Raw genomic sequence first — 25,077 nt, 5'->3', positions numbered from 1 at the left:
AAAATCTCCAAAATTACAATTTATTCATTTCTTAAAGTATCTAAAATATTAATTTGAGTTGCTTTTTTTGCAGGATAAAAAGACGATAAAGCTATGATTATTAAAGCACCCACAATGGTTAAAGAAAAATCCATTAAAGACAAATCAAGTGGTAATTTACTGGTTCCATAAACATCAGCAGGTAAAGTTACAATATCAAAATTTCCTAAAAGCCATAAAGCAAAAAATGCAAGCACCACACCCACTATCATACCGCCGCCACCAATAAGCATACCTAAGGCAAAAAAACTCTTTTTTACCTCATTTTTGCTTGCACCTAGAGCAAGTAAAAGTGCTATTTCACTGCGACGATTCATTGCTATCATCAATAAAGAACTTACTATATTTAAACTTGCAACCAAAATAATAAGCATCAACACTATAAAAAGCGCTCTTTTCTCAAGCTCTAAGGCTGAAAAGAAATTTTTATTTTGTTCCCACCAACCTACTACAGCATAATCGTCTTTTAAATAAGATTTAATTTTTTCAACATCCTTAAAAGCATTATCACTATATACATGAACTCCATCATAATTTGGATTTTTAGGTGTTCCAAGTACTTTTTTCAATGCATCAACATCTGTATACATATAAGCTTTATCATAAAATGCAAGCCCTGAAGTAAAACGCGCTTTAACATCAAAACGTTTAGTTTGCGGTACTAAAGAAAATCCACTAGGATTAAGATTTGAAAAAATAAGTGAAAGTTTGTCATTTTTATGCAAACCAAATTCATCAGTAAGTGCTGATCCTACAAGTATATCAAAACCACTTAAATTCTCATCCCTTAAAGCTTTAGCAACCACTTCGTTTATTCTTTTTTCATCATTAAAATTAACGCCAAAAAGCACACCACCTTCAAAACGATTATCTCCCTTTACAACAACTTGAGTGCTTATATAAGGGCTAAATAACAAATTTGGAAATGTTTTTCTTAACTCATCTATAAATTCATCATTTACAGGAGCGTAAAATTTAGGCAAAATAGTAATAGGATAATTCATCACAAAAAAGCGTTTTTCAAATTCTTTATCAAAACCATTCATAATTGCCATAGCTACAAGCAAAACGCAAAGTCCTACACAAACTCCTAAAAAGGCCAAAAGCATAGAAAGATTGATAAAGGGTTGTTCTTTATCAAATCTTAAATATTTAAAAAGTAAATATTTTAAAACGCTTTTATTCAAGCTAAAATTCCTTGCTTAGGACCACTTTTTCCATGGCATTCTTTAAATTTTTTTCCACTTCCGCAAGGACAAGGAGCATTGCGTGGAACTTTTTTAAACTCAGCTTCGCCAAGATTATCTTCGCTTGCGCCCATTTCTACTGAGCTTTGAAGTAGCTTTTCATTTTCTTCATTGGCTTTATTTTCTAAATTTTGTACCTCTTCTTGATTAAATTGCACACTAAAAAGTAGTTTAATACTATCAAATTTAATACGATTAACCAACTCCAAGAAAAGATTATAACTTTCTTTCTTATATTCCACAAGAGGATCTTTTTGATTGTATCCACGAAGCCCTATTCCTGTTTTTAAAATATCCATTTGATACAAATGCTCTCTCCAAGCATTATCCAAAACTTGCAAATATAAAATACGCTCTATATTACGCAATTCTTTAATCTCAAGTCTTGACATCTTTTCGTTATAAGAATTTTCAAGAATGTGACTTAGCTTATCTTGCATTTCAATGACGCTTAAATTCTCAAAATCTTTTTCACTAATCTGAGTTGAACATTCATATAAAATTTTTGCTTTCAAATTTTCAAAATTTACATTAGAACCGCTTTCATCAAGTATATAATCATTCATTACATTTGCACTATATTCAGCGATATTTTGAGAAATTTTAGCTCTAATATCATAGTTTTCATCTAAAAGCTCATTGCGATAACGATAAATAGTTTTTCTTTGTTCATTTGCTACATCATCGTATTCTAACAAATGCTTTCTGCTTTCAAAATGTAAGCTTTCTACTTTTTTTTGCGCATTTTCAACCGCTCTTGTAACGATTCTTGACTCTATGCTTTCGCCCTCTTCTATACCCAAGCGATCCATGATACTTTTGATACGATCCCCGCCAAAAATTCTTAAAAGATTATCTTCTAAACTTAGATAAAAACGACTTATTCCAGGATCGCCCTGCCTTCCTGCACGACCACGAAGTTGATTATCAATACGGCGGCTTTCGTGTCTTTCTGTACCGATGATATAAAGCCCACCCAAAGCCCTAATCTCATCATCGATTTTTATATCCACACCACGACCTGCCATATTTGTAGCGATAGTTACAGCACCTTTTTTACCTGCATCTTGGATAATCAAAGCTTCTTGCTCGTGATTTTTAGCATTTAAAACATGATGAGGGATTTTCTCTTTTACAAGCATATTGTGAAAAACTTCACTGCGCTCTATACTTGCGGTTCCTACAAGTACAGGCTGACCTTTAGCATTGGCTTTTTTAATCTCTTCGATTACGGCTTTAAATTTTTCATTTTGAGTTTTATAGATAAGATCATCTTTATCTTGTCTTTTAATAGGAATATTTGTTGGTATAGAAATAACATCTAAACTATAAATTTGAGAAAATTCAGTCGCTTCTGTTTGTGCAGTTCCTGTCATACCTGCAAGTTTATTGTACATTCTAAAATAATTTTGAAAAGTAATATCTGCTAAAGTTTGGCTTTCTTCTTGAATTTTTACATTTTCTTTGGCTTCCAAAGCTTGATGTAACCCTTCGCTAAAACGACGCCCTTCACTTAAACGCCCTGTAAATTCATCAACGATGATAACTTCATTATTTCTTAAAACATAATGCACATCTTTTTCAAAAAGATTATGCGCCTTTAAAGCTTGATCAAGCTGATGTGCTAAGATAGCATTATCAAGACTGTATAAATTTTCTACACCAAAAAGTTTTTCAGCCTTAGCAATACCTGCTTCCGTGATTAAAATATTACGATTTTTCTCATCTACTACAAAATCACCCTCAGGTTTTGCAGGGGGTAAAACTGCTTCGCCTTTTTGCATTTGCTTGGCTACTTCATTGGCTTTAATATAACCATCTAAAGTGCGATTTGTAGGACCGCTGATGATAAGCGGAGTTCTTGCCTCATCAATTAAAATACTATCTACTTCATCTACAATAACAAAATTATGCTCTCTTTGAACTTTTTCAACTTTTGAAAATTTCATATTATCACGCAAATAATCAAAACCAAACTCATTATTGGTTCCATAAGTAATATCGCAATCATAAGCTTGCTTGTGCTCTATGTCACTGTTTTGAGAAGAAAGAATCACGCCTACACTAAAACCTAAAAAGTTATAAATCGCACTCATTTGCTCAGCGTCTCTTTTGGCTAGATAATCATTTACTGTAACGACATGTACGCCTTTTCCACTCATGGCATTTAAAACAACAGGCAAGGTTGCTACAAGGGTTTTACCCTCCCCTGTTTTCATTTCTGCAATTTTTCCATCGTGCAAAACCATACCACCGATTAACTGCACATCAAAATGACGCATATTTAAAGTTCTCTTACCTGTCTCTCTGACTATAGCAAAAACATCATTTAAGATATCATTTTCGTTTTTTTCTCCGCTTAAAATTTGCTCTTTAAATTTTGCAAATTCGGCTTTTAATTCATCATCGCTTAAATTTTGATATTTGCCTTCTAAAGCATTGATTTGTGCTACGCGCTTGAAGTATTTTTTAACTTCACGATCATTTTTTGTTCCAAAAACGGCTTTTAAGGTATTTAAAAACATTTTTAAACCTTTATAAATTTTTCAAACTATCATTATAACGATTATTTAATTAAAATTAGCTAGAATGATATAAAAAATATAATTTTTTTAAGGAAAATAAATGAAAAAAACATTCTTGATATTTTTTATTTTTATAGGACAACTTTTTGCCCTTGATCTTAATTTTAATACCTTTTCAAGCAATTTTACCCAAATAGTAAAATCCAAAAACTCTACACTTTCTTATTCTGGACATTTTATACTGAGTAAAGATCAAGCATATTGGAGTTATGATACTCCTAGTAAAAAAGAGATTTATATCAACAAAAATCAAGTAACCATAGTAGAGCACGATCTAGAACAAGTCATTTTCTCTCATCTTGATAGTATTCCAAATCTTAATGAAATTTTCAAAAAAGCAAGCCTTATAGACAAAGATAAACTTGTAGCAAAATATGATAATATAAATTATACAATTAAACTCAATCAAGAGCAAATTCAAAGCATATCCTATAAAGATGAATTTGAAAATGATGTTATAATCAATCTAAACAATCAAATTAAAAATCCAAAAATCAACTCCGATATTTTCAAGGTAAAAATTCCGCAAAATTATGATATAGTTCGCTAATTTTGCGTTGAATTTTCATCAAGCTTTATATCATAGCCTGTTTGTGGCAAATGATAAGGCTTGCTTGCATTATTTTCTTTGAATATTTGTGGAGGATTGGCGATTAAATCTCTTTTAATTTTTTCTTCTATATCTGGAGTCATTTTAGGTGTATTTAAATTATCCATATTGATTTCTCCATTGTCATTTTTATTTTCTTCATCTGAATCTTTGAAAAGCTGTTCAACTTGCTTGGCTTCTAAATTTGGAACACTAGAAGTTGGGTTCTTTTCAACACCAGGAACTTGAGTTTTAGGAACTTCTAAATTTTTAAGTGCTTTTTTTACCTCGCTGCCCATACCTTTCTCTTTAGCCTCAGTGCTTTCTAAAAAGCGTTTAAACTCCTCTAAATCAAATTTTTCCACTCCGCTTAAAGATATGATATATATATCATCTAATTTAATCTTATACTTCTTATCTAAAAATTTTTCTAAAGTTTTTTTAAAATTATTTTTTCCAATTTCTGTAAAAATATCTTCATAAAAAAACCCTGAAATTACTGTATTTACAGCATCAATTAACTTATTTTCATTTTCTTTTAAATTATTCCCATCAAATTCCAAAGAAATTTCAACTTTTTTAAGAACATTTGCTCCACTTTTAGAATACAAATCTGTTCTTATTTTATCTATTTCAAGATTTTGAGCATTTAAACTCAAAACCAAAAAAACACTTAAAAATATTTTTTTCATTTAATGCCTTTAAATGATTTGTTCTTGTATTTCGAGATCTAAAAAATTATGTTTTTTATAAAATTCAATCACATTAGAATCTATTTTTAAAATATTAGCAAAATAAAATCCAAAATTTATCTTTTTTGTAGAATAAATTTTTAAAGTATTTGGGTTTGTAGCGCGAGAAAGAGCGACATAAAGCTGTCCATTTTCAAAAATATGATCAATATCACACACTAATTTTTCAATACTCATGCCTTGCGATTTGTGTATAGTGATAGCATAAGCTAATTTAATAGGAAACTGTGTAACACTTGCAAGAATATTAACAACAAAATCTTTACCTGATTGTTCAAGTTCTTCCATGAAAAAAGTATAAGGTTCAAGTAAAATTTTCATCCCATTATTTTTAATAATACTAATATAATTTTTCTCCTCTTCATAAAGAATATCTTCTATAATGCCTTGCTCACCATTATAATAATTCTTATCCCAATTATTTACACAAAAAATAATACGAGCACCTATTTTAATATTTAATTCTTCCAATATATTTAAGCTTCCAACCCAAGAATCAAGTTCTTCATCTTTTATTCTCTTATCTTCTTTTTTAACCTGAGCCTTAAAGCATACAAGTGGGGTCTCAAGTTTGCTTAATTTTTCTTGATTGATATTGTTTACTTTTTTATTGATACCACAAAGTAAAGTATAATCATCTTCTAAATTTTCTAATTCTTTATAATCAATTTGCAAAGATTCAAAAAAGCTTAAAATTTTTTCATCTAAAAAACCTTGTCTAATCAAAGATAAATAGTTATAAAATTCTATATTTTGTGTTCTTTTAGGTTGAGAAAGTTTAATATTCTTAAAATTTAAATCCTGCCAAAAAAATGAAGAAAAAGCATAATAAGAATGATTAAATAAAGTTTCTTTTTTTTCTTTAATTACGGGAGGCAGTTGAAAAAAATCTCCTACAACTAAAATTTTTCCATTAAATTGAGAATTTTTAAGTCTAAAGCCTATCATTTCAAAAACACTTGCGCTAACCATGGAAATTTCATCGATAATAATAAGCTCAATCGTTTTTAAAAGCTCTTTAAGTTTTGTTAATTTTTCTTTTTGTTTTTGATTGCGATCCAATGCGCTTAATTTCATCATATCATCACAATACCCTAAACAAAAAAAGCTGTGTAAGGTAACGCCGCCTATATTAAACGCCGATAGAGCACTAGAACCAAGAGCTATGGCTAATTTTTTTTGTTTTCTATAAGATTTGATAAGCTCATTTGTCAAAAAGCTTTTACCAACTCCAGCACCGCCACTTAAAAAAACATTATCATAAGCTAAAATTTTTTCTAGTTTATCAAGCATTATATTTCCTTGGCTTTAATTATAACTATTTTTTCTAAAAGGTTGATTATGAAATCTTGTTTATATTTTACTTTTATAGTGCTATTTTTAACAGCTTGTTCAACAAAAAATTTAACTTCACTCCATCATGAAAATTTAGAACAAAAAAATAAAAATCAACATTATGCAAAACTTGAATACGAACAAAATGTAAGCATTTTGCCACAATTTACTTACGATATTAATTTTGATGCAAAACGATATAAAAAATATTTCTTTAATCCTTGGCATGATTCATTTAAAAATTACAAAGGACAAAATATTTTTTGGTCCTTTCCCTTATATTTAAATTCAAAAAATACTTATTATTTTTTCAATAAACAAATTATTCCACTTTCATGGTTTAAAAACGTTACAAATAACGCAAATATCCAAGAATTTGGCAAACTTAATCAAAAAGCTTTAATTATCCAAAATACAATCATTAAAAATCTTCCAACCCAAAGAACTATCTTAAAAAATCCTTTTTTTGAAAATGAAGGAATTCCTTTTGACTATGCAAGCGATGGCATTTTAAATGCTGGAACCCCTGTCTTAATTTCACATTTTAGCAAAGATAAGCGTTATGCTTTTGTTTTAGGTGAAGCTGGATTTGGATTTGTTGAAAGTAAAAATTTGGAATTTTTCTCAAACGATAGAGCGAAAATCTATGAAAATCTCAACTTTATCACACCACTAAAAGAAAAATTTCCTATCTATAGCGAGGATGGTAAATTTTTCTTTGAAAGTAGAATTGGTGCTATTTATCCTTACTACAAAGAAGATAAAAACTATTTTTATGGAAAAATAGGTTCTAAAAAATATAAAATTTCTAAAAAAGATGTATCTAAATTTCCTTTACAATTCAATGATAAAAATTTAAAAAATCAACTTTCACAAGTTTTAAATTTGCCTTATGGCTGGGGCGGTTATAATTTTGAAAGAGATTGTTCTTTACTAACTCGTGATATCTTTTCAGCTTTTGGACTTTATCTACCAAGAAATTCAGCTGCACAAAAAAATTCTTTTAATCATTTTGATATAAGCACTCTTAGTAATTCTCAAAAAAAAGATTTTTTAAACCGCTTTGGGAAAGCTTATCTTAGTTTACTTTATTTACCTGGACATATTATGCTTTATGCAGGACAAATTACAGATAATAATATTGCCATACATAATATATGGGGCTTAAGAAAAGATGCAACCCAAAGACTTCTCATAAGTTCTAGTGTCATCACTTCTTTAGAAATAGGAAAAAATGAAATTTTAGAAGATAATTTGCTTTTATCAAGACTTAAAGAAATAAGTTTTATAAATTTAAACGAACAAGAAAAAGAGCAAATAAAAAGCTATCTTGAAAATATACAAAACAAGTAAGATTTATTGATTTAATCAATAAATCTTTTAGTTAAATCTGCAAAATATTCTATGCGTCTATCTCGCAAAAAAGGCCACCAACGACGTACATTTTCACTTCTTTTTTTATCTATTTCTATGATTTTTACACATTCGTTTTGAGAATCTAAAAGACAAAGTTCTTCACCTTGAGGGCCAAAAACAAAAGAATTTCCCCAAAATCTAATGCCCTCTTCTACCCCACTTACATCTTTTTCAAAACCTACCCTATTGATAGCTACTACATATAAGCCATTAGCTATAGCATGTCCTTTTTGTACGCCAAGCCAAGCATTGAGTTGTCTTTGTTTTTCTTCATCTTTATCCTTATCAAACCAACCAATTGCCGTGGGATAAATAAGAATCTCAGCTCCTTTTAAAGCCATAATTCTTGCTGCTTCAGGATACCACTGATCCCAACAAATAAGCACTCCAAGCTTGCCTAAACTTGTATTTATAGGTTCAAAACCCAAATCTCCAGGAGTAAAATAAAATTTTTCATAAAAACAAGGATCATCGGGTATGTGCATTTTGCGATATTTGCCTGCTATAGAACCATCTTTTTCAAAAACCACTGCAGTATTATGATAAAGTCCGGCGCTTCGTTTTTCAAATAATGAAGTAATAAGCACTATTTGATTTTTTCTAGCTATATTTGCCCAAAATTTCACATCTTTTTCATAATCATTAGCATAATCAAAAAAATCCACATTTTCACTTTGACAAAAATACTCACTTTGATGAAGTTCTCCCAAACAAACAAGCTCAGCTCCTTGTTTAGAGGCTTCTTCTATAAATTCGCAAGTTTTTTTTATAGTTTGTTCTTTATTTGAATGAAATTTTTGTTGTATTAAAGCAATTTTCATTGTCTTTGCCTTTCTTGTTCTGCATCATCATAAGGATCTAAATGAATTTGTATATCCCATTTTTCATTTTCAAACATCTTACGCACACCTTCTTCTATTTCATCTGAAATTTTATGCGCATTTAAAAGCGAAATTATAGGGCAAAAAACCAAATGTACGCTTAAATAATTACAACTTGGAGTTTTACGCGTCTTTAATTCATGATAGGAAATTATTTCAGGATTATTAGAAATCAAAGTACAAATTTTATCCACTTGTTCCTTAGGTAAAGCCTCATCCATTAAAAAAGCTAAAGCTTTTTTAATGATTTTAAAAGCAGAAAATGCCGTATAAAGACTGATCACTATTCCAAAAATAGCATCAATAATATGTAAATTTGTAAAATAAATCAAAACCAAAGCCCCTAAAGTACAAGCATTGGTTAGACAATCTGTTTTGTAATGCAAAGCATCACTTTCTATAATCAAACTTTTGGTTTTTTTAGCTACATAATTTAAAAAAAGTACAAGAAAAAAAGTCATAATTAAAGCAAAAATCATCACATAGATACTTGAATTTAAATCTTTAATTTCTTCTTTATAATAAATCTTTAAAATACTCTCATAAAAAATAAAAATCCCCACGCCAACTATAAAAACACCTTCTAACAAACCCATTAAAGCTTCAATTTTAGAAAAACCAAAATTATAATTTTCATTCGCCTTTTGTGAGCTTTTTTTAAGAGCTAAAAAATTAAAAGCAGAAATAGCAAAATCCATTAAAGAATCAATCGCACTTGAAAGCACCGCAACAGAACCACTTGTTAAGCCTACTATAAATTTAACCAAGGCTAAAACAATAGCACATAAACTTGCTACAAGAGTTGCTTTTTTTTGCAAACTCATCTTAAACCTTTGAAACGATTTTGACAAGAACAATGCAAAGAACCGTTTTGTCGTAAAAACACTCTTGCATCTACTCCTATAATTTTATGACTAGGTAAAGCTTTAGAAAGTCTTTTAGCTATGATTTCATCATTTTTATCCTTATAAAAAGGCACAATTAAAGCATTATTTACAAAAACAAAATTCGCATAAGTTGCGCCCAATCTTCTTCCTTTATAGTATAAAGGCTTAGGTATAGGAAGTTCTACTAAATCAAAGCCTGTTTTTTTAAGCTCTTCTTTCATTTTTTGCAAAGGCAAATAATGCTCATCCTCTTCATCTTCACAAATACAATGTGCTATGGTATTTTTATCTATAAATCTTGCTAAGGTATCGATATGATGATCCGTATCATCACCTTTTATGAAACCATTTTCTAACCAAATAATTTGTTTTAAACCAAAAATTTCTTTTAATTTTATATCAATTTGGGTTTTGTTTAGATGAGAATTTCTATTTTCATTTAAAAGACAATGAGAGCTTGTAAGCATCACACCCTCTCCATTAAAGTCAATACTTCCTCCTTCTAAAATAAAATCAACCTTTTTAAGCTCCTCTTTAAATTTTTCTTTAAAAAGCTTAGAATTTACAGCATTATCAAGCTCACTTTGAAATTTATTTCCCCAAGCATTAAAAGTAAAATCAAGAGCCTTTAAATGACCATTTTCTACTATATCTATAGCTCCAAAATCGCGTATCCAAGTATCATTGGTATCACATTTAAAATACTCTACATTTTTTATATCTTTAAAATTTTCAAAATCACTCTGTTTAGGAGCTATAAGTAAAACTTTTTGAAATTCACTCACTGCTTTTACAAATTCTTTATAACTTTGTAAAATTTCCTCTAAGTAGGGATTCCAATCGCTTTTTTCATGAGGTAAAGAAAGCATGAGATATTCTTGCTCACTCCATTCAGGAATTGATTTTATCATTTAACTACCTTTTTTGATAATAAAATTATAATTGTATCATTTTTTAGACTTTTGTCAAATTTAAGAAGATTACCTCGATATTTCGAGGCTTTAGGGTATTATTTAAAAAAGATTTTCATTTCATCATTGCTTAAAACAAGTTTTCCATTTTCATTTGAAATTTTAAAAGTTCCTTTGAAATTTGAAAGGAAAGAATTTTCAAAATCCATTACATCCATTGGGTGACAAAGCATTTGAGTTGAAGCCACGCGATCACCTTCGATTTGTAAAGTATCCGCCTTAGTTTGGTAAGAACCAAAAAAACGATTGCATCCTGAATAACCATAAAATTTATTATTTTCAAAACTGATATTTGGACTTTCCTCTGCGTTTTTTGGATCAAAAGTTTTACCATTAACTATAATTTTTTCTATTTTGAAAAGCTGATTTTGCGCAAGTTCATTATTACCTTTAGAAGTAGATGAAGTAACAGAAGTACTAGCACAACCTGCAAAAAAAGTTGCAGCTAAAGCAATTTGAAGCGTTTTTTTCATTTTATTCCTTTAAATTTGAAATTGGTTAAGTTCGCTTTCGAGATTATGACACACTATTTTTAACTCATCTGCAACTTGAAGTAGAATTTTAGAAATTTCTTCATTCTTTTCACTTACTTCAACATTTTCTTGCATACGAGAAAGTAAATTTTGTATATTCTCTTGGGAAATTTTTATTTTTTCAGTACATTGAGTTACCAAAGCCCTAGCATCTTCGTTACATAATTTAACCTCATTAGCATCATTAACCAATAAAGTGGTGTCATCATTTAAAGCTTGTACACTTTGAGCATTTTTCTTTAATTCTGCGCTAACCTCATTAATACTTTGCAAAAGCTCTTTTGTAATTTGAGCTACATTTCCCAAAAATTCTTCACTGTTCTGAGCCAACTGCCTAACATCCTCAGCAATTACAGAAAAACCTCGTCCAAAGACACCAGCCCTAGCTGCTTCTATGCCAGCATTTAGGGATAGTAAATTGGTTTTATCTGCGATCTCATCCATCATTTGAGTTGCTTTTTGTATATTGCCTGCTTGATTGACCATGTTTTCAACTTTTTTAGCCAATTCATTTTCATTTTGGGATACTGTTGATACTTTATTAGCAACATTAAACAAAGATTTAAGCATTTGTTCTAATAATAAAAAGGATTTTTCATTGGCACTATTTGCCTTATTTGACAAACTAGCAAGTTCTCCAAGTTCATTGCCAACATTTGCACCAAGTTTAAAACTTTGATCTATTTGCTTATGACTTTGTGAACTGATATCACTTAAAGAAATAGCATTTGAATTTAAAAGATTGCTTTGTTTTTCTACATTTTTTGAATTATGACTTGCACCGCTAACTGCCTTGTGAGTTTTTTCGATAAATTGATTGATATATCCACAAGCTAAAGCAATTTCATCTTGACCTTTAACTGAAATACGAGCTTTTAAATTGCCACTTCCTTGAGCTAATTCTTTAGCATGATTTAAAAGCTCTAAAACAGGCTTTCCAACAACAACTTTAAGCATTAAAAGAACCACACAAAGGGTAAAAATCAAAGCAATAGTAAATATTATAATATAAGATTGACTGGTTTTACTTATATCTTTTTGAACACCTTCTAAAGAATGCGATATATCCATAACCCCTATCACACTCCCTACATTAGCATTTGCATGACAAGCAACACAACTTTCATCTGCAATCAAAGGGCGTATCAATCTTAAATGCACAACACCATTTACATTTTCTTCTAAAGCTTGAATTTTAGGATTTGAAAATTGTTCTATAATACACTTATCATTTGAAATTTGAGGGGCTTTCATCTCAAAAAGATCTATAGTATCTTTTGAAGGATAAATTTTAATATCACTAATACCCTCTATACTTTTTGCATCTTCAATGGCTTCTTTAATTTTTTCAGGATCTCCTAAATTCATAGCCATTCTCATTGTTTGAAAAACAGAAGTACTTACGGTATCTAAATTTGCCCTGCTCATTTTATTGGCAGTATTTGTAAAATCCAAATTTAAAATCACTTGCATTACAATAAAACTTATAAGCAACACCACAAAAATTGCAGCAGAAACCTTAAATCCTATAGTTTTAAACATCATAGTTTCCTAAAAATAAAATTTTTCGGAAATATTTTACACATAATTTATTTAATTTTTATTGAATTATGTGTAAAAAACATAACATTCCATTAAACTTAATGTAAGAAATGTCTTACTCCTGTAAAATAAAGCGCCATACCATACTCATCGGCTGCTTTTACCACTTCATCATCTCTTATACTTCCGCCTGGTTCTACTATAGCCTTAACCCCTACTTTACTTGCTTCATCTATGCTATCTCTAAAAGGAAAAAAGGCTTCACTTGCCAAAACGCAACCTTGCAAATCAAGCCCCATTTCTTTAGCTTTAGCGATTGCTGCCTTTGCTGCATCGATTCTACTTGTCATACCCATACCTATAGCCACCATAGCACCATTTTTTACATAAACAACATTGTTTGATTTGGTAAATGCTGCTATTTTCATAGCGATTTCAAGATCTTTTAATTCTTCCTTGTTTGCCTCTCTTTGACTCATAAGCTTGGCATTTTTAAGTTCATCTTCGCCCACTTCATCGCTATTTTGATACACAAAACCCCCATCAATATGTTTAAAATCATATTTATCAAAACTGCGGATTAAAAACGGACTTTCTTGAGTGAAAATTTTAATGCGTTTTTTACCTTCAAACACAGCTAAAGCTTTTTCGTCTACATTGGCTGCGATGATTACTTCTACATAAATTTCATTGATTTTATTTGCTAAAGCCTCATCAAGAGTTCCATTGATTGCAACCACTCCCCCATAAGCACTGACACTATCGCATTTTAAAGCATGCATATAGCTTTGTACTAAATTTTCTTTTATAGCAAAACCGCAAGGATTTCCATGTTTTACTATAGCAATAGCTGGAGCTTTATCAAAACTACTAGCTAAGTTTAAAGCTGCGTTAATATCGGTTAGATTATTAAAACTTGCTTCGCCTTTAAGGGCTTTGAAATTTGCACTAAAAAAGGCATCAAACTCATATAAAGCCCCTTTTTGATGTGGATTTTCTCCATATTTTGTATCAAATACTTTTTGTCCTACTATAAATTTACTCGCTCCAAAACCTCCGTTAAAGCGTTCATTCATATAATTTGCAATATAAGCATCATAATTTGCCGTATGCTCATAAGCTTTTATCATCAAATTTAAACGAAAATTCTCATCATTTTGACCTTTTTTTAAAGTCTCAATCACTTTTTCATAATCAAGCGGATCGCAAAGTACCATCACATCTTTATAGTTCTTTGCTGCACTTCTTATCATCGCAGGTCCGCCTATGTCGATATTTTCTATAATTTCATCAAAATCATCGCTCATGATGGTAGTTTTTTTAAAAGGATATAAATTTACACAAACTAGATCAATGCCTAAAATTTCATTTTCTTTTGCTTGTTTGATATGATTTTCATCGCTTCTTTTATGCAAAATCCCACCGTGAATCTTAGGGTGTAAAGTCTTCACACGCCCTTCAAAAAGCTCAGGACTCTTTGTAAAATCACTCACTTCTATAACTTTTATTCCATTTTCTTTTAAAAGCTTAAAAGTCCCCCCAGTTGAAAGAATCTCAAAACCTAAATTTTCAAGCTCTTTGCCAAATTCTACTATGCCTTCTTTATCACTCACACTAAGTAATGCTCTCATTTTTACCTTTCTAAATGTTTTTTAACTTTTTCATAAGCTTCGTTGATTTTTTGAAATTTCTCTACGCCGATTTTAAGCTCTTCTTCGTTGACATTGTTTGCGTTTAAAATATCAGGATGGTATTTTTTTGCTAAATTGCGGTATTGTTTTTTTACCGCATTTAAATCCGCATTATTTGGAAGTTCTAAAATAGCAAAAGCTTCATCAAGACTTAATTCTTTTTTAGTACTTTTTAAATTTGAAAGACTTGCTATAAAAGCGTCTAGTTCGCTTTTTGCTATATCAAAGGCTTTAGCGATTTGCTCTAAAATTTCACGCTTTTTAGCATTAAAATCTGCATCGATTAAAGCCATAAAAACAAGCACACGCAAGACATTAAAACGCTCATTTTTAGGTAAAGGCACTTCTTTTAAAAAATCTTTTGCCACATAAAAAGCATCGCTTAAATTTTCTTTATGTTCGTTAAAACTTGCTTTTAAAAAAGCTCTTTCTTTTTCATCTTTAGCATTTGCATCTAAAAGATCTTTGATCATTTCAGCTTCATTTTCACTTACTCTGCCATCGCTTTTTGCAATTTTTGCCAAAAGTGCGATAATATAGTAATTCATACGCCTTTTAAACTCATCCATTCTTTCTTCCATAACCCCACGAGCAAAACCCTTAGCAAAGCCTTTGGCTCCTTTTGTAGCTGAGTTTAAAAAATCCTGTTTTCCCCAAGTTTTATAATACCAGTAAAACACCAAAACAACGAGTATAATTAAAACTAAAGTCATTGGATTTGCTCTTTAAAACTTTCAAAATAAAGCTTATCAAGTTCAGCCTTGCTTAACTCAATGCTATCAAGTTTAAAATGTTTTTGGCTTGTACTCACACCTAATTTATAAGCTTTTACTCCAAATTCTTTAGCTAAATTTAAAAAAGCTTCTTCATTTTCTTTGCTAAGTCCTACTATAGCACGACTTGCACTCTCATCAAAAATCATTTTTTCATCATCAAAATCACTTGTTAAATTTGCACCTACACTAGAAATAGCAAACATTTTTGCCAAAGTCATAGCAATACCCCCTATTCCTACGCTATTGGCACACTCAAGTAAAGAATTTTGATTGGCTTTATAAAGTAAATCCCAAAGTGCAAGTTCAGCTTTATAATCAAGCTCTTTAAGACTTCCTGATACTTTTTTATCTTGGATTTTCATTACCATAGATCCGCCAAATTCTCCTAAACTTTCACCTAAAAGATAAACGCTTAAATTTTCTTTTTCAAAACTAGCTTTTAAGGTTTTATTTGCATCTTCTAAAACCCCTACGCTTACTATAGTAGGACTTGGATAAATACTTACGCCTTCAGTTTCATTATAAAGTGAAACATTGCCACTTACTACTGGGGTATTTAACTCTTTACAAGCTTCTTTAATACCTTCGCAACCTTGTGCAAATTGCCACATCACTTCAGGATTTTGCGGATTTCCATAATTTAAACAATCACTTATTGCCAAAGGCTTAGCTCCTGTGCAAGCAACTTTTCTTCCTGCAGAAGCTACTGCTAAAGCTGCTCCTATTTTAGGATTTACATAATTTAAGCGTGAATTACATTCTATAGCCATAGCCACACTTGCACCATTTTCTTTGATACGAATAGCACTAGCACCTAATTTTCCATCAGCTTTTATGGTATTGGTTTGCACGCTTGAATCAAATTGATCATAAATAAAAGCTTTATTATTAATATTTTCATTTTGAAGCATTTGTATAAAAAGCTCTTGAACGCTTGATTTTAACTCAAATTTATAGTCTTTAATTTCACTTAAATACCTTGGCTCACTTATAGGACGGCTTAAAATCGGCGCTTTTTCACTTAAAGGCTCGATAGGAATAAGTCCTACAAGCTCATCATGCCAAAAAAGCTCCATTTTTCCTGTATTGGTAACTTCACCCATAACCACAGCATCTAAATCCCATTTTTTGAAAATTTCTATAACCTTATCTTCATAGCCTTTTTTCGCACAAATAAGCATTCTTTCTTGGGACTCGCTAAGCATTAACTCATAAGGGGTCATACCGCTTTCACGCATAGGAGTTTTATCTAAGTAAAGTTTCATGCCACTGCCACTTCTTCCTGCCATTTCAAAAGAACTTGAAGTAAGCCCTGCAGCACCCATATCTTGAATACCCACAATATAATCGGTTTTAAAAAGCTCTAAACAAGCCTCCATAAGAAGTTTTTCACTGAAGGGATCGCCAATTTGCACTGTAGGACGCAAAGATTTGCTTTCTTCATTGAAGCTATCACTTGCCATAACCGCTCCACCAAGTCCATCACGCCCTGTTTTTGAACCCACATAAATCACAGGATTTCCTACACCTTCAGCCTTAGCATAAAAGATATCTTCACTTTTACAAATCCCTAAAGCAAAGGCATTAACTAAGATATTTCCATTAAAACACTCATCAAAAGCACATTCTCCACCTATAGTTGGCACACCCATGCAATTTCCATAATGAGAAATTCCATTTACCACACCTTTAACAAGGTATTTTTGATGTTTGCCGCATTTTTCATCATGAATATCGCCAAATTTTAAAGAATTTAGCCCCGCAACCACTCTTGCACCCATAGTAAAAACATCACGCAAAATTCCCCCTACTCCTGTAGCCGCACCTGCAAAAGGTTCGATAAAGCTAGGATGATTGTGACTTTCTACTTTAAAAACTGCTGCCATACCTTGCCCGATATCAATAACCCCTGCGTTTTCACCTGGACCTTGAATCACCCAAGGTGCTTTAGTTGGAAAACCATTAAGATATTTTTTGCTGGATTTATAAGAACAATGCTCACTCCACATCGCAGAAATAACCCCAAGTTCTAACAGATTTGGTTCTCGTCCTAAAATTTCTAAAATTTGTGCATATTCTTCATCGCTGATTTTATGTGCTTTTATGGTTTCTTTATCCATTTTTATCCTTTCATTTTCCTAAACAAAAATTACCAAACATTTCGTCTAAAATTTCATCTCTTTGAAAATCTTTGGTAAATCTTGCAAGTTCATTAATAGCTAAATTAAGTTCAAAAGCAAAAAGTTCTAAAGAACTTTCCTCTAAAAGCCCTTTAGCTCTAAAAATCGCTTCACTTGAAATTTTACAAGCATTAATAAGATCTAAAGAACTTACCATAATACCTTCGCTATCAAAAGAATTAAGATAATTTTGCAATTCTTCTTTTAACAAAGTGATGTCTTTTTGAGCACTAAGCTTGATAAAATTTTTATTTTGAGTATTTTTGAAAACATTTTCTAAATCACTTTTATTTAAAATCCAAAAGATTTTTTTATCAGTATTTGCCAATAAGTCAAAAATTTTCTCATCTTCTTTATCTTGCACTCTTGAAGCATCAAAGACTGCCAAAATAATATCTGCATCTTCTAAACTTTTTTTACTTAAAGCTACGCCGATTTGTTCTATAGCATCTTTACTTTCCCTAATACCCGCTGTATCTATAATGCGTAATAAATGCGTTCCTAATTTAAAGCTCTCTTCTATAGTATCACGAGTGGTGCCTGCTATATCTGAAACAATAGCTCTTTCATAAGAAAGCAAGGCATTTAAAAGCGAAGATTTGCCTACATTTGGCTTACCTACAATAGCGATTTTAAAACCTTCTATGAGTCCTTTTTTGCTTTGAGAAAGTGTATAAATTTCTTTTAAAATTTTAGAATTTTCTTCACACATAGTAGAAATTTGTTCTAATAAATCAGAAGGTAAATCATCATCAGCATAATCAATGCTAGTTTCTACAAAAGCCAAGGTTTTAACCAAATCTGTGCGAATTTTTTCTAAAAGTTCTCCTAAGTTTCCTTGCATGTTGCGTGCTATAATTTTAGCTGCAAGTGCAGATTTTGAAAGTATGAGATCTTGTATATTTAAAGCTTTTAAAGGAGTCATTTTGCCATTTAAACACGCTCTTTTGCTAAATTCCCCTGCTAAAGCAAGTCTTGCTCCTAAACTCACAAGTTCTTCGAGTAAAACTTCACTCACACTAAATCCTCCATGAGTTTGAAACTCTACTATATCTTCCCCTGTAAAACTATAAGGGGCTTTAAAATATATCATTATAGCTTCATCGATAATTTCATTATTTTGATTAAAAAGTTTTGTAAAAGTAGCATGGCGGGGGGTGAGTTTGGTTTTGTGGCTAAGCTTTAAGGCAAATTCTAAAGCCCTTTCACCGCTTAATCTTACAATAGAAATCGAACCCACACCATGAGCTGTGGCAATAGCCGCTATAGTATCACTCATCTTTTTTGAAAAAGTCGTTTATTACAACAAATCTTTGATCATTATTTTGCTTAATTCCTACATACTTATCTGGAAATTCAGCTCTTAACTGCTCTAAAGCGATTTTTATCAAAACCCCATCTAAAGGTTTGGTTTGTCCGCGTCCATGAATTTTAATTTTTTCAATCACGCTTTGTAAATAAAGCTGCATACCTTGAATTTGATTTTCTAAAAATTGAGCGATCTCAAGGCGTACTAAAAGATTATATTTTAAATTGATCCAATTATGCAAAAGATAAGAAATAGCCTTGTAACGATGTGCTTCTTTGCCTATCATCAAAGCAGCATCTTCCCCATCCAATCGAATCAAAACACAATCTTCATTATACATTTTAAGTTCACTAAGCTCTATTTTAAACTGGGAGCTTTCTAAAAGTTTTGCAAGCTGAATACGAATCTCATCTAAAATATCCTGAGTATTACGCACTCCTTTGCTTTCTCGATGAAAACTATCAAAAATTTCATCACTTTTTACTGTGTATTTTTCTTTTTGACTTTTATTTTTTTCATTTTTTATTTCAATCTTGTTTTCTTGTTTTGGCTCATGTGTTTCTGGTTTGTGATTTTTTGAACTTGTAAATTCTTTTTTAGGATTTTTTTTCAAAATCCTTTTTTTTGCTTTAGCCTCTATAATTGCCTTTTTTCTTCCAAATCCAAAAAAACCTTTTCTTGGATGCTGAATAATCTCATATTCTAAGTCCATAACAGAACATTCTAAACTTCTTGAAGCTTCTGTTAAGGCACTTTGAAGATCAATGGCTTCGATTTTCATTTTTCATGCTCCACTTGTTTTTTGTGATGTTCTTTAGCAAATATTTTATTGATAACCCATTGTTGAACCAAAGAACAAAGGTTATTTACAAACCAATAAAGCGTAAGTCCTGCTGGGAAAGTGATAAAGAAAAAAGTAAAAATCACTGGTAAAAATTTCATAATCTTAGCTTGCATAGGATCTTGCATAGTCATAGGTGTAATAAGCTGTTGTAAAAACATCGTTGCACCCATTAAAATAGGCAAAATAAAATAAGGATCCATTACCGATAAATCATCTATCCAAAACGCCCAAGGAGCTGCTTTTAGCTCAATAGCATTAAGCAAAACGCGATAAATAGCAAAGAAAATAGGAATTTGTAAAAGTATAGGCAAACAACCGCTCATAGGATTTGCACCATGTTTTTTATAAAGCTCCATCATGTGCATATTCATTTTTTGTGGATCGCCTTTGTAACGCTCTCTAATATCTTTCATTTTAGGAGCAAGATCTTTAAGTTTATTCATAGAAATCATAGACTTATAAGTTAGCGGGAATAAAATAATACGCACAATTAAAGTCATCACAACGATAGCCCAACCCCAATTTCCTATATACTGATGCAAGAAATTCAAAAACTCAAACATAGGCTTAGCAATAAAAGTAAACCAACCATATTCAACAACTGCTTCAAGGCGTGGATCTATACTTCTTAAAATCACATGTTCTTTAGAACCTATATAACCCCCTGCTTTAAATTCATTATCACTATAAGCAAAAACTATAGGGTTTTTATTAGCATCCTTGCTGATTGCCACATTTAAAGGTTTATCAAAATTATAAAAGAAAGTTGCATAGTATCTATCAAAAGCCGAAGTCATTACGACATTATTAGCACTTTCATCCTTTTCTACATCTCCATCTTTATAAGTTTCGATGGTTTCTTTATTATCCATTACCAAAGCACCATGAACTGTATAACTATCTACGGCAATATTTGGACGATATCCTGGACTTATAAAATAATTTGCATTCTTGCTGAGTTTAACTTCTATCTCATAATTTCCTTTTGGATAAAAAGTAATATCTTTTTCGATTTTCAATCCAGAAAGATTTTGAGTGAGTTTTAAAACTTGACTTCCATTTTCATCAACAAAAAGATTGCTAGAGTTAGCAACATAAGGAATTTTAAAAGCCTCTGAGTTAATACTTGGATCACTAAAACGCATTTCTAAAGGATAAGGACTATTTTCCTTGCTAACAAGATTTATAAATTCTCCTTTCTCATTTTGGTATTTTTTATCTTTCAAATAAAAAGCAGAAATTCTACCAAAAGAGTCAATTTGTGCTTCAAAATGCTTGCTTTGAACCTTAGATATCACACTATCTTGCGAAACTAAAGCTGCACTTGGAGTATTTGTGGTGGTATTTTGTATATTAGGAGTGTTATTTATGCTTGTGTTTTGTTGATTTTGTTGTGTAATGTTTTGTTCTATTTTTAAAGGTTGCTTTGGAATGAAAAAATAATCATAAACAACAAAAAATAAAAAAGAAATCACAACAGCTAAAAGTATACGCTTTTGCTGAAAAATATTATTTGAATTATTCACTGATTTGTCCTTTTAAAGATGATTTTTATAAGATAAAAACTTTTATTTTTATAAGGTATATATAAAAAACAAAGTTGTTTTTTTGCTAAAAATATAGGCTTAAAACATAAATTCATAGGATAAAAATTTTTAGAAACTCTAGGATAATCAAAACCCCCTTTAAAAAAAGGGTTACATCTTAAAATTCTAAAAAAAGTAGAAAAAAAAGCTAGAAAAAAATTCTTTTTTTGAAACTGCCAAAGCGCATACTCAGAACAACTAGGATAATACCTACAAGCAGCGGGTTTTAAAGGGCTTAAAAATTTCTGATAAAAACGGAGTATTTTTAGGCATATCATTTGAAACATTCTAGTTTTTTCAATCCCCATTTTAGATTTTTTTCTAACCTAGAAAAAGAAAGTTCAGTGATTTCATTTTTAGCTACAAAAATATATTTGCCATCTTGAAGATATCTTTCAAACTTAGCAAACAAAGCCCTTAAAATTCGTTTTGAACGATTTCTAATCACTGCTTTTCCAACTTTTTTACTAGCAACAACTGCTATTTTTTTTTCATAACTATTCAGATAAAAAATGATCACACCTTCGCAATGCCATTTTTTACCTACTTTATATACAGATGAAAATTCCTCGTTTGTGCTAAATTTATCAAAATTTTTCACACAGCAAGTCTTTTTCTACCTTTAGCACGTCTTGCATTGATCACCTTGCGACCATTTTTAGTTTTCATACGAACACGGAAACCGTGAGTGCGTTTTCTTGGGGTGCCATGCGGCTGATAAGTTCTTTTCATTTGATTTTTCCTTAAAAAATTATAAAATAAACTTGTATTTTATCTTAATCTTACTTATAAATTGCTTTTGATTAAGAGTAATTTTTAAATTCTTTTGATAAATTTTGAAATTATTTTTAAAAGGTTAAAAATGTCAGAATTTAAAATTATTGATTTAAGACAAGAAGATTTAGATATTTTACAAGAAATGATCATAGAATTTGCAAAATACGAAGATATGTTAGATTTTCTTCAATGCACGAAAGAAAAACTAGAACATTCTTTACTAAAAAATAAATTTGCTCGTGCTTTTTTGTTAAAAGAAAATGAAAAAACTATAGGTTATATGATTTATTTTTATACTTTTTCGTCTTTTTGGGGCAGCGGTGGAATTTATCTTGAAGATATTTATATACGAGAAGATTTTCGTAAAAAAGGTTATGGAAAAACTGTTTTTAAATTTTTAGGAGAAATTTGCAAAAAAGAAAATTTAAAAAGACTCGACTGGGTTTGCTTAAATGATAATATTTTAGGTATTAATTTTTATGAAAGTTTAAACGCTAAACATCTTAAACAATGGAGAAATTATCGTCTAAGTGGAGAAAATTTAGAAAAATTGTGTGATTTATGATAAGAAGTCTTTATTATTTAAAAGCTATGGGATTTAAGTTTGTTGATACACATATGAACCACTTTGAACAAGTACAAAATTTTCAAGAATTAAAACAACTTGTTTCATCTTGCACCTTATGCCAATTTTCCAAAACAAGAAAATTTAGTCTTATGGAACCTAAGATAAAAAATGCCAAATTGCTAATTCTTGATGTTTTTGGGCAAAAGAGTGAAAATGAAAGTGGAATTTTACTTAATTCAAAAAAAGGTGAAAAATTAAAACACTATATTTATCAAATTTTAGGGCTTTGCGATGAAGATTTTTATTTTTCTTATTTATTTAAATGTTTTTGTAATGGAAAATTTGATGATTTTTCGCTACAATCTTGCTTGCCATTTTTCTGGAACGAACTAAAACTGATTCAACCTGCTTTTTTGCTTTGTCTAGGAGAATACACATTTAAAAGCTTGGGATTTAAAGATTATCACATTTTAAAAGGTGAAGTTTTTGCTTATAAAAATTTTTTCATAATGCCAAGTTATGATTTAGATTTTATAGAAAAAAATCCAAGTTATGAAAAAAATTTCATACAAGATTTAAAAAAAATTAAAGGATTTTTATGAAAAAAATATTTTTAATATTTTTCTTATCTTGCTTTTTGCTTAATGCAAAAGAGCAAAAATTAGTCGATGTAAAACCTGTTGAAAATTTTTATCCTAAATTAAGCGTTCAAGAATGCAACACAAACTGTCTTTTTGATCTTTTAGAATCAAGATTGTATCTCAGTTTTTTAAGTGAATTTGTAGATCAAAACGATCAATTTTTATCTAATGTTTATGTAAAATTATTAAATTCCATTACTGATTTTGAAAAAAATGTTCAAAAAATTACTTCTGTTAAACTTGCGATAATTATCCCAGAAAAAACCATAAAAAGCTACTCAAATACTATAATAAATTCAAGCATAGCCTATCTTTTAAGACAAAGAGCTGAAATCAAAGTAAAAGTTTTTTTAACCGGTACAGAAGATAATGATAAAATTCGAGCCGCACTTGATGCAGCACAAGCTCAAGGATATCAGTATGCCATAGCTGGATTTACTCTAAAAGGTGCTAATGAGTTGAAAAATTACTCAGGAAATATGAAAATTTTCATACCGACTATCCATAAAAACAACATACAAATTTCAAATCAAAATATTATTTTTGGAAGTATTGACTATGATGCTCAAATTGCCACACTTTTAAGCAAATCAAATGCTAATATCGCAATATTTAGCGATGGTTCTGCCTTATCAAGCAATCTAAATTCAAGAATTCTTGCTCAAAATAATAATGCTAGAATATATACCATAGAAGGCGAGAAGCTTGATTTTAGCAGGCTTTTAAGATCACAAGGAGGAGTTAATAATGCCTCAATATTTTTTAACACTCCATTGATCAAAACAGCTCTAGCAAGTTCTCAACTAAGAATTTATAACATTCATCCTTATGTGCTTTTATCCACTCAAATCAACTATAATCCAACATTTTTAAGTTTAACACAACAAGGAGATAGAGAAAATTTCATCATTGCTAATTCTATCAATAACCACGATGATAACTTAGTCTATCTTAATGAAATTTTTAATCAAAGTATAGATTATAACTGGATTGCTTATGCTTCTAGCATAGGAGTTGATTACTTTTATACCGAATTCCTAAATAAAAAAAGCGAAAGTTTATTTAATGAGAAAATCAAAAATTCTCAAGTTGATTACAAAGTGCGGCTTATGCAAGGCAAACAAGCAAGCTTTGAAGAATTAAAATAATTCTTCAAAGAGCTTTTTTAACTGCATATTCATTCTAGCTGGTTTTTCGTTTTTAATAAAAGCTAAAGTTAATTCCATTTTAAAAAGCAAAATTTCATCTTTATAAATTTCTTGTAAAATTTCCACAGAAGCATTTTTGACTTCTAAAATTTTTGTTTTAATCTCTATCATATCTCCAAGTTTTGCAGGTTTTAAGAAATTGCAATTTGCTTTTGTAAGCAAAAAATGACCCTTAGACGCATCAAAAATATCTACTTTTTTATTGAAAAAAATTTCACTTCTTGCTCTCTCGCAAAATTTTAAATAATTACTATGATACACCACTCCACCCGCATCAGTATCTTCATAATACACACGCATTTTCATCGCTTTACCTTAAAAAATATTTTACATTTAAAAAACATTAGATTATACAACGGAAATTCTTTGATATCGCTTTTTAGCTTATATTAAAATTTCCGTCCAATCTTAATTTAATGAAGCTTTTTAACAATATTAAATATATTATAAAAATAAAATTAAAAAATAACTTTTTATTATTAATATTATTTAAATATTTTATTTATAATTAATATATTTAAGAATATTATAATTATAATTACCCTTACTTTTAATAATATTTACAAATAATGTTAAATAGTTAAAATATAATAATCAATATTCAAGGACATCTATGCCAGCTATTAAGCTTTTTAACTTCACGGGGGGGGGGTATAGAGAATTTTGGTTTAGACTTTCTATTGTCACTTTCTTAAGTGTCAATGCTTTTGCAACCACTTA

At 30.1% G+C, this 25,077-nt stretch carries 24 protein-coding genes; 5 read left to right on the top strand and 19 right to left on the bottom strand.

Features of this window, described 5'->3' with window-relative positions; all coding sequences use genetic code 11:
• Nucleotides 1-20 precede the first annotated feature (20 nt).
• Nucleotides 21-1,226: an ABC transporter permease gene (locus ELQ09_RS03915; RefSeq protein WP_134263780.1), complete on the bottom strand. Its 1,206-nt coding sequence runs from the start codon at nucleotides 1,224-1,226 to the stop codon at nucleotides 21-23.
• Entirely contained in the window at nucleotides 1,223-3,811 is a 2,589-nt protein-coding gene (secA, locus tag ELQ09_RS03910; RefSeq protein WP_134263779.1) for a preprotein translocase subunit SecA, read from the bottom strand. The genes ELQ09_RS03915 and secA overlap by 4 nt, the downstream gene beginning before the upstream one ends.
• 100 nt (nucleotides 3,812-3,911) lie before the next feature.
• Here secA and lolA point away from each other — a divergent pair, with 100 nt between their 5' ends.
• Entirely contained in the window at nucleotides 3,912-4,421 is a 510-nt protein-coding gene (lolA, locus tag ELQ09_RS03905; RefSeq protein WP_070316486.1) for a LolA-like outer membrane lipoprotein chaperone, read from the top strand.
• Here lolA and ELQ09_RS03900 read toward each other — a convergent pair.
• Entirely contained in the window at nucleotides 4,418-5,152 is a 735-nt protein-coding gene (locus ELQ09_RS03900) for a hypothetical protein (RefSeq protein ID WP_134263778.1), read from the bottom strand. The two genes, lolA and ELQ09_RS03900, sit on opposite strands and share 4 nt — an antisense overlap.
• Nucleotides 5,153-5,161: 9 nt before the next feature.
• Complete coding sequence (gene pif1 / locus ELQ09_RS03895; protein WP_134263777.1) at nucleotides 5,162-6,505, bottom strand: ATP-dependent DNA helicase Pif1; 1,344 nt, start codon at nucleotides 6,503-6,505, stop codon at nucleotides 5,162-5,164.
• A gap of 48 nt (nucleotides 6,506-6,553) precedes the next feature.
• On the opposite strand from pif1, the gene ELQ09_RS03890 reads away from it, so the two are divergent.
• A complete protein-coding gene (locus tag ELQ09_RS03890) occupies nucleotides 6,554-7,900 on the top strand; it encodes an SH3 domain-containing C40 family peptidase (protein WP_070316489.1) in 1,347 nt (448 codons plus the stop codon).
• Between the two features lie 11 nt (nucleotides 7,901-7,911).
• Here the strand turns inward: ELQ09_RS03890 and ELQ09_RS03885 are convergent, their stop codons facing one another.
• The 14 genes from ELQ09_RS03885 to rpmH all read right to left on the bottom strand — a co-directional run bounded on the left by ELQ09_RS03885 (nucleotide 7,912) and on the right by rpmH (nucleotide 21,895).
• Nucleotides 7,912-8,784 (bottom strand): N-carbamoylputrescine amidohydrolase, encoded by an 873-nt coding sequence (locus ELQ09_RS03885; RefSeq protein WP_070316490.1) that lies wholly within the window; start codon nucleotides 8,782-8,784, stop codon nucleotides 7,912-7,914.
• Complete coding sequence (locus tag ELQ09_RS03880) at nucleotides 8,781-9,668, bottom strand: cation diffusion facilitator family transporter (protein WP_002853697.1); 888 nt, start codon at nucleotides 9,666-9,668, stop codon at nucleotides 8,781-8,783. The genes ELQ09_RS03885 and ELQ09_RS03880 overlap by 4 nt, the downstream gene beginning before the upstream one ends.
• Nucleotides 9,665-10,642, bottom strand: coding sequence for an agmatine deiminase family protein (locus tag ELQ09_RS03875; protein ID WP_070316491.1), 978 nt, complete (start codon nucleotides 10,640-10,642; stop codon nucleotides 9,665-9,667). Before ELQ09_RS03875 ends, ELQ09_RS03880 begins: the two co-directional genes overlap by 4 nt.
• A 98-nt stretch (nucleotides 10,643-10,740) precedes the next feature.
• On the bottom strand, nucleotides 10,741-11,175 hold the full coding sequence (locus ELQ09_RS03870; RefSeq protein ID WP_038817414.1) for an META domain-containing protein: 435 nt from the start codon (nucleotides 11,173-11,175) through the stop codon (nucleotides 10,741-10,743).
• Between the two features lie 9 nt (nucleotides 11,176-11,184).
• Nucleotides 11,185-12,777: a methyl-accepting chemotaxis protein gene (locus ELQ09_RS03865; protein ID WP_070316492.1), complete on the bottom strand. Its 1,593-nt coding sequence runs from the start codon at nucleotides 12,775-12,777 to the stop codon at nucleotides 11,185-11,187.
• 98 nt (nucleotides 12,778-12,875) lie between these two features.
• Nucleotides 12,876-14,408 (bottom strand): bifunctional phosphoribosylaminoimidazolecarboxamide formyltransferase/IMP cyclohydrolase, encoded by a 1,533-nt coding sequence (gene purH, locus ELQ09_RS03860; protein ID WP_070300809.1) that lies wholly within the window; start codon nucleotides 14,406-14,408, stop codon nucleotides 12,876-12,878.
• A 2-nt stretch (nucleotides 14,409-14,410) separates the two neighbouring features.
• Nucleotides 14,411-15,181, bottom strand: coding sequence for a DnaJ family molecular chaperone (locus ELQ09_RS03855; protein WP_002934420.1), 771 nt, complete (start codon nucleotides 15,179-15,181; stop codon nucleotides 14,411-14,413).
• Nucleotides 15,178-17,364 (bottom strand): phosphoribosylformylglycinamidine synthase subunit PurL, encoded by a 2,187-nt coding sequence (gene purL / locus ELQ09_RS03850; RefSeq protein ID WP_002934422.1) that lies wholly within the window; start codon nucleotides 17,362-17,364, stop codon nucleotides 15,178-15,180. Before purL ends, ELQ09_RS03855 begins: the two co-directional genes overlap by 4 nt.
• A gap of 10 nt (nucleotides 17,365-17,374) precedes the next feature.
• Nucleotides 17,375-18,703: a tRNA uridine-5-carboxymethylaminomethyl(34) synthesis GTPase MnmE gene (gene mnmE, locus ELQ09_RS03845; protein WP_002866894.1), complete on the bottom strand. Its 1,329-nt coding sequence runs from the start codon at nucleotides 18,701-18,703 to the stop codon at nucleotides 17,375-17,377.
• Nucleotides 18,696-19,514: a Jag N-terminal domain-containing protein gene (locus ELQ09_RS03840; protein ID WP_070316494.1), complete on the bottom strand. Its 819-nt coding sequence runs from the start codon at nucleotides 19,512-19,514 to the stop codon at nucleotides 18,696-18,698. The genes mnmE and ELQ09_RS03840 overlap by 8 nt, the downstream gene beginning before the upstream one ends.
• Complete coding sequence (yidC, locus tag ELQ09_RS03835; RefSeq protein WP_134224737.1) at nucleotides 19,511-21,103, bottom strand: membrane protein insertase YidC; 1,593 nt, start codon at nucleotides 21,101-21,103, stop codon at nucleotides 19,511-19,513. The genes ELQ09_RS03840 and yidC overlap by 4 nt, the downstream gene beginning before the upstream one ends.
• The gene (gene yidD / locus ELQ09_RS03830; protein ID WP_002865962.1) at nucleotides 21,100-21,441 is read right to left on the bottom strand and encodes a membrane protein insertion efficiency factor YidD; all 342 of its coding nucleotides are present in this window, start codon (nucleotides 21,439-21,441) and stop codon (nucleotides 21,100-21,102) included. The genes yidC and yidD overlap by 4 nt, the downstream gene beginning before the upstream one ends.
• On the bottom strand, nucleotides 21,438-21,764 hold the full coding sequence (gene rnpA / locus ELQ09_RS03825) for a ribonuclease P protein component (RefSeq protein WP_002934425.1): 327 nt from the start codon (nucleotides 21,762-21,764) through the stop codon (nucleotides 21,438-21,440). Before rnpA ends, yidD begins: the two co-directional genes overlap by 4 nt.
• Nucleotides 21,761-21,895 carry a 50S ribosomal protein L34 gene (rpmH, locus tag ELQ09_RS03820; protein WP_002776864.1) on the bottom strand — a complete coding sequence of 45 codons (135 nt, stop codon included), beginning with the start codon at nucleotides 21,893-21,895 and terminating at the stop codon, nucleotides 21,761-21,763. The genes rnpA and rpmH overlap by 4 nt, the downstream gene beginning before the upstream one ends.
• Nucleotides 21,896-22,025: 130 nt before the next feature.
• On the opposite strand from rpmH, the gene ELQ09_RS03815 reads away from it, so the two are divergent.
• From ELQ09_RS03815 to ELQ09_RS03810, 3 genes are read left to right on the top strand one after another with little or no spacing between them, the layout of a single operon-like run.
• Entirely contained in the window at nucleotides 22,026-22,505 is a 480-nt protein-coding gene (locus ELQ09_RS03815) for a GNAT family N-acetyltransferase (protein WP_070300811.1), read from the top strand.
• Nucleotides 22,502-23,110 carry a uracil-DNA glycosylase family protein gene (locus ELQ09_RS08305; protein ID WP_070300812.1) on the top strand — a complete coding sequence of 203 codons (609 nt, stop codon included), beginning with the start codon at nucleotides 22,502-22,504 and terminating at the stop codon, nucleotides 23,108-23,110. The genes ELQ09_RS03815 and ELQ09_RS08305 overlap by 4 nt, the downstream gene beginning before the upstream one ends.
• Nucleotides 23,107-24,297: a hypothetical protein gene (locus tag ELQ09_RS03810; RefSeq protein ID WP_070300813.1), complete on the top strand. Its 1,191-nt coding sequence runs from the start codon at nucleotides 23,107-23,109 to the stop codon at nucleotides 24,295-24,297. The genes ELQ09_RS08305 and ELQ09_RS03810 overlap by 4 nt, the downstream gene beginning before the upstream one ends.
• On the opposite strand, the gene ELQ09_RS03805 is transcribed toward ELQ09_RS03810, so the two are convergent.
• Nucleotides 24,289-24,663, bottom strand: coding sequence for a thioesterase family protein (locus ELQ09_RS03805; protein WP_070300814.1), 375 nt, complete (start codon nucleotides 24,661-24,663; stop codon nucleotides 24,289-24,291). The two genes, ELQ09_RS03810 and ELQ09_RS03805, sit on opposite strands and share 9 nt — an antisense overlap.
• Nucleotides 24,664-25,077: the final 414 nt, after the last annotated feature.

It is taken from the genome of Campylobacter sp. CH186 (assembly GCF_004378925.1).
GTDB lineage: Bacteria > Campylobacterota > Campylobacteria > Campylobacterales > Campylobacteraceae > Campylobacter_D > Campylobacter_D jejuni.
Note: the sequence above shows the minus strand (reverse complement) of the source record. Positions and strands in the feature narration are given on the sequence as shown.

Bases quoted from the DNA above. Each gene is read 5' to 3' on its own strand.
- mnmE (WP_002866894.1), bottom strand. From the start codon at position 18,703: ATGAGTGATACTATAGCGGCTATTGCCACAGCTCATGGTGTGGGTTCG.
- secA (WP_134263779.1), bottom strand. From the start codon at position 3,811: ATGTTTTTAAATACCTTAAAAGCCGTTTTTGGAACAAAAAATGATCGT.
- ELQ09_RS03810 (WP_070300813.1), top strand. From the start codon at position 23,107: ATGAAAAAAATATTTTTAATATTTTTCTTATCTTGCTTTTTGCTTAAT.
- ELQ09_RS03815 (WP_070300811.1), top strand. From the start codon at position 22,026: ATGTCAGAATTTAAAATTATTGATTTAAGACAAGAAGATTTAGATATT.
- ELQ09_RS03875 (WP_070316491.1), bottom strand. From the start codon at position 10,642: ATGATAAAATCAATTCCTGAATGGAGTGAGCAAGAATATCTCATGCTT.
- yidD (WP_002865962.1), bottom strand. From the start codon at position 21,441: ATGATATGCCTAAAAATACTCCGTTTTTATCAGAAATTTTTAAGCCCT.
- ELQ09_RS08305 (WP_070300812.1), top strand. From the start codon at position 22,502: ATGATAAGAAGTCTTTATTATTTAAAAGCTATGGGATTTAAGTTTGTT.
- ELQ09_RS03900 (WP_134263778.1), bottom strand. From the start codon at position 5,152: ATGAAAAAAATATTTTTAAGTGTTTTTTTGGTTTTGAGTTTAAATGCT.
- purH (WP_070300809.1), bottom strand. From the start codon at position 14,408: ATGAGAGCATTACTTAGTGTGAGTGATAAAGAAGGCATAGTAGAATTT.
- ELQ09_RS03840 (WP_070316494.1), bottom strand. From the start codon at position 19,514: ATGAAAATCGAAGCCATTGATCTTCAAAGTGCCTTAACAGAAGCTTCA.
- ELQ09_RS03880 (WP_002853697.1), bottom strand. From the start codon at position 9,668: ATGAGTTTGCAAAAAAAAGCAACTCTTGTAGCAAGTTTATGTGCTATT.
- ELQ09_RS03870 (WP_038817414.1), bottom strand. From the start codon at position 11,175: ATGAAAAAAACGCTTCAAATTGCTTTAGCTGCAACTTTTTTTGCAGGT.
- purL (WP_002934422.1), bottom strand. From the start codon at position 17,364: ATGGATAAAGAAACCATAAAAGCACATAAAATCAGCGATGAAGAATAT.
- ELQ09_RS03805 (WP_070300814.1), bottom strand. From the start codon at position 24,663: ATGAAAATGCGTGTGTATTATGAAGATACTGATGCGGGTGGAGTGGTG.
- ELQ09_RS03855 (WP_002934420.1), bottom strand. From the start codon at position 15,181: ATGACTTTAGTTTTAATTATACTCGTTGTTTTGGTGTTTTACTGGTAT.
- lolA (WP_070316486.1), top strand. From the start codon at position 3,912: ATGAAAAAAACATTCTTGATATTTTTTATTTTTATAGGACAACTTTTT.
- ELQ09_RS03890 (WP_070316489.1), top strand. From the start codon at position 6,554: ATGAAATCTTGTTTATATTTTACTTTTATAGTGCTATTTTTAACAGCT.
- rpmH (WP_002776864.1), bottom strand. From the start codon at position 21,895: ATGAAAAGAACTTATCAGCCGCATGGCACCCCAAGAAAACGCACTCAC.
- ELQ09_RS03865 (WP_070316492.1), bottom strand. From the start codon at position 12,777: ATGTTTAAAACTATAGGATTTAAGGTTTCTGCTGCAATTTTTGTGGTG.
- ELQ09_RS03885 (WP_070316490.1), bottom strand. From the start codon at position 8,784: ATGAAAATTGCTTTAATACAACAAAAATTTCATTCAAATAAAGAACAA.
- pif1 (WP_134263777.1), bottom strand. From the start codon at position 6,505: ATGCTTGATAAACTAGAAAAAATTTTAGCTTATGATAATGTTTTTTTA.